General features: G+C 73.1%; 4 protein-coding genes. 2 read left to right on the top strand and 2 right to left on the bottom strand.

The window, feature by feature from the left end; all coding sequences use genetic code 11:
- Both purH and purN read right to left on the bottom strand, forming a co-directional pair.
- The coding region (gene purH / locus DKT68_RS00460) for a bifunctional phosphoribosylaminoimidazolecarboxamide formyltransferase/IMP cyclohydrolase (protein ID WP_109815470.1) at nucleotides 1–1,553 on the bottom strand (1,553 nt) is incomplete at its 3' end.
- Nucleotides 1,550–2,170 carry a phosphoribosylglycinamide formyltransferase gene (purN, locus tag DKT68_RS00455; RefSeq protein WP_109815469.1) on the bottom strand — a complete coding sequence of 207 codons (621 nt, stop codon included), beginning with the start codon at nucleotides 2,168–2,170 and terminating at the stop codon, nucleotides 1,550–1,552. The genes purN and purH, both read right to left, overlap by 4 nt.
- Before the next feature lie 177 nt (nucleotides 2,171–2,347).
- Between purN and DKT68_RS00450 the strand changes: the two genes are divergently transcribed.
- Together DKT68_RS00450 and DKT68_RS00445 are read left to right on the top strand one after the other, a co-directional pair.
- Nucleotides 2,348–2,647 carry a CD225/dispanin family protein gene (locus DKT68_RS00450; protein WP_109815468.1) on the top strand — a complete coding sequence of 100 codons (300 nt, stop codon included), beginning with the start codon at nucleotides 2,348–2,350 and terminating at the stop codon, nucleotides 2,645–2,647.
- A gap of 26 nt (nucleotides 2,648–2,673) precedes the next feature.
- Nucleotides 2,674–3,228 carry a DUF4190 domain-containing protein gene (locus DKT68_RS00445; protein WP_109815467.1) on the top strand — a complete coding sequence of 185 codons (555 nt, stop codon included), beginning with the start codon at nucleotides 2,674–2,676 and terminating at the stop codon, nucleotides 3,226–3,228.
- The last annotated feature ends 217 nt before the right edge of the window (nucleotides 3,229–3,445 follow it).

Genomic DNA, 3,445 nt, shown 5'->3' with positions numbered 1-3,445 from the left:
GTGCCGGTGAGGTACATCGTGATGTTGGCTTCCTTGGCGGCGGCGATGACCTCTTCGTCGCGGATGGAGCCGCCGGGCTGCACGATGGCGCGGACGCCGGCGTCGATGAGGATCTTCGGGCCGTCGGCGAACGGGAAGAACGCGTCGGACGCGGCGACGGAGCCCCGGGCCCGTTCGGCGCCCGCGCGGCTGACCGCCAGTTGCGCCGAGTCGACCCGGTTGACCTGCCCCATGCCGACCCCGACGGTGGCGCCGTCCTTGGCGAGCAGGATCGCGTTGCTCTTCACCGCGCGCACCGCCCGCCAGGCGAACGCGAGGTCGCGCAGCAACGCCTCGTCCGCCGCCTCGCCGGTCGCCAGCCGCCAGCTCGCCGGGTCGTCGCCGGGGGCGTCCACCCGGTCGGCGACCTGGGACAGCACGCCACCGGTCACCTGCCGCCACTCGACCTTCGCGGGGCTCCAGGCCGGCGCGCGCAGCAGCCGGATGTTCTTCTTGGCCCGCAGCACCTCGACCGCGCCCTCGTCGAAGCCCGGTGCGACCACCACCTCGGTGAAGATGTCCGCCACCTGCCGGGCCAACTCGACCGAGACCTGCCGGTTGACCGCGATCACCCCGCCGTACGCCGACACCGGGTCGCAGGCGTGCGCCTTGCGGTGCGCCTCGGCCACGTCCGCGCCCACCGCGATGCCGCACGGGTTGGCGTGCTTGATGATCGCCACGGCCGGCTGGTCGGCGAAGTCGTTCGCGGCCCGCCAGGCGGCGTCCGCGTCGACGTAGTTGTTGTAGGACATCTCCTTGCCGTGCAGCTGCTCGGCCTGGGCGAGCCCCGCCGGGGCGTCCGGGTCGGTGTAGAGCGCGGCCGGCTGGTGCGGGTTCTCGCCGTAGCGCAGCACGGCCGACTTGCGCAGCGCCTGCCCGGCGAACGCCGGCCACGAGTCGTCGGCCGGTGCCAGCTCCTGGGCGCACCACTGGGCCACCGCCACGTCGTACTCGGCGATGTCGGCGAACGCCCGGGCGGCCAGCGCGCGGCGCTGGGCCAGGGTGAACCCACCCTCGCCGAGCGCGGCGCGCAGCGCCGGGTACCCGGCCGGGTCCGTGAGCACGGCGACCGAGGCGTGGTTCTTGGCGGCGGCCCGCACCATGGCCGGGCCGCCGATGTCGATCTGCTCCACGCACTCCTCGACACCGGCGCCGGAGGCGACGGTCGCCTGGAACGGGTAGAGGTTGGAGACCAGCAGGTCGAACGCGGCCACGCCCAGCTCGTCGAGCTGCGCGACGTGCGTGTCCTTGCGCAGGTCGGCGAGGAGGCCCGCGTGCACCTTCGGGTGCAGGGTCTTCACCCGACCGTCGAGCACCTCGGGGAAGCCGGTCACCGTCTCCACCGGCGTCACCGGCACGCCGGCGGCGGCGATGGCGCCCGCCGTGCTGCCGGTGGACACGATCTCCACGCCGGCCGCGTGCAGAGCCTGGGCCAGCTCGGCCAACCCGGTCTTGTCGTAGACGCTGACCAGCGCCCGCCTGATCGGGCGGCGCCCGTCCTCAGTGGAACTCACGGAACCGTGACCTTCCTTCCGGTGATGGTCCAGCCTTCGCGGACCAGACGGCCGACCTGCTCGACGAGCTGGCGCCGCTCGGCTTCCTTGATGCGCTCGGTGAGCGTCTCCACGTCGTCGCCGTCGAGCACCGGGACCGCGACCTGCGCCACGATCGGCCCGGTGTCCATTCCGGCGTCGACGAAGAAGAGCGTGGCCCCGGTGAGCTTCACGCCGTAGGCGAGAGCGTCGCGCGGGCCGTGGATGCCGGGGAACGCCGGCAGCAGGGTGTTGTGCGTGTTCAGGTAGCGGTCACCAAAGGCGGCGAGGAAGTGCGGGCCGACCAGCTTGAGGAACCCGGCGGAGATGACCAGGTCCGGTTGGTGCTTCGCGACGTGCGCGGTGAGCGCCCGGTCCCAGTCCTCCCGCGTGTCGTGGTCGCGGACCCGTTCGACGAAGGTCGGGACGCCGGCCGCCGCGGCCCGGTCCAGGCCCGCGATGCCGTCGCGGTCCGCGCCGACCGCGACCACCTGCGCGCCGTACACGGGGTCGGCGGCGGCGTCCAGCAGCGCCTGCAGGTTGCTCCCGGAGCCGGAGACGAGGACGACGATGCGGGCGGCGGACGCGGGCTCGGTCACCGGGCCACCCTATCGGGCAGGTCAGGACGCCCATCGGCAGGGCGGCGCGCCGATCTCTGACGGTGCCGGCGTGCATCCACCCGGTACGCTGCCGGTCGCTCGGGCTGGACGCGCTCCGGCCCGCACCCCGTCACTGATCCGGCACGCCAGCCGCGTCGTTTCGAATGAGGAGCACCCGTGCAGCCCGGCTACCACCCCCAGCAGCAGCCACCACCGATCAACAACAACATGACGATGTCGATCGTCGCCATCTTCCTCTTCTGGCCGTTGGCGATTCCGGCGATCATCAACGCGTCGAAGGTCAACCCGCTGCTGCAGCAGGGCGACTACGCCGGGGCCCAGACGGCCGCCGCGGAGTCGCGCAAATGGTCGAAGTGGGCCCTCATCGTGGGCATCGCGTGGTATGTCATCGTCCTGCTGTGCTGTGCGCTGGCCGGTTTGGGCGCGATCATGAGTGGCGACAACAGCAGCAGCTGACGGAACCAGCCCAAGGAGACTTCTCGATGCAGCCCGGTAACCCCGGTCAGGACCCGTACGGCCAGCAGCCCAACCAGGACCCGACCGCCCCCCAGCCGCCGGCCGCCCCGTACGGCCAGCAGCCGACCTCCGGCCAGCCCTACGGTCAGCAGCCGCAGGACCCGTACGCGGCACCGCAGAACCCGTACGGCCAGCAGCCCACCCCGGGGCAGCCGTACGGGCAGCAGCAGCCGTACCAGGACCCGTACGGCCAGCAGCAGCAGCCGCCCTACGGCGCGCCCGCGTACCCGAACGCCGGCTACCCGCAGCAGCAGGGGCAGAACAACACGCTCGGCCTGGTGTCGATGATCCTCGGCATCGCGTCGATCCCGCTGGTCTGCTGCCTCTACCTGGGCATCCCGCTCGGCATCGCGGGCATCGTGACCGGTTACCTGGCGCGGCAGAAGGTCGCCCAGGGCCAGGCGAACAACGCCGGGCAGGCCAAGGCCGGCCTGATCTGCGGTGCGGTCGGCGTCGGGCTGGGCATCCTGCTGCTCATCCTGAGCGTCGTGGCGCAGGTCAGCCTGCCGACCCAACCCTGAGCGGCCCGGTCCTGACGGGGCGCCTCGGATTCGTCCGGGGCGCCCCGCGCCGTGTCCGGCACGGGCCGCGCCGGCCGGTTGTCGAGCAGCCGACTCACGAACCGGTCGCGGGCGGGGCCGCGCCGCCGACGCGAGGCCTCGGAGCGGGTGCCCGGGTGAGCGCCCGGGTGGCGGCGGCGCCGAGCAGCGCGCCGGCCGCGACGACCCCGGCCGGGAC

The sequence above is a fragment of the Micromonospora acroterricola genome (genome assembly GCF_003172955.1).
Taxonomy (GTDB): Bacteria; Actinomycetota; Actinomycetes; order Mycobacteriales; family Micromonosporaceae; genus Micromonospora; species Micromonospora acroterricola.
The sequence above is the reverse complement of the archived record's forward strand: the minus strand, read 5'-3'. Positions and strand labels throughout refer to the sequence as shown.

Bases quoted from the DNA above. Each gene is read 5' to 3' on its own strand.
- DKT68_RS00445 (WP_109815467.1), top strand. From the start codon at position 2,674: ATGCAGCCCGGTAACCCCGGTCAGGACCCGTACGGCCAGCAGCCCAAC.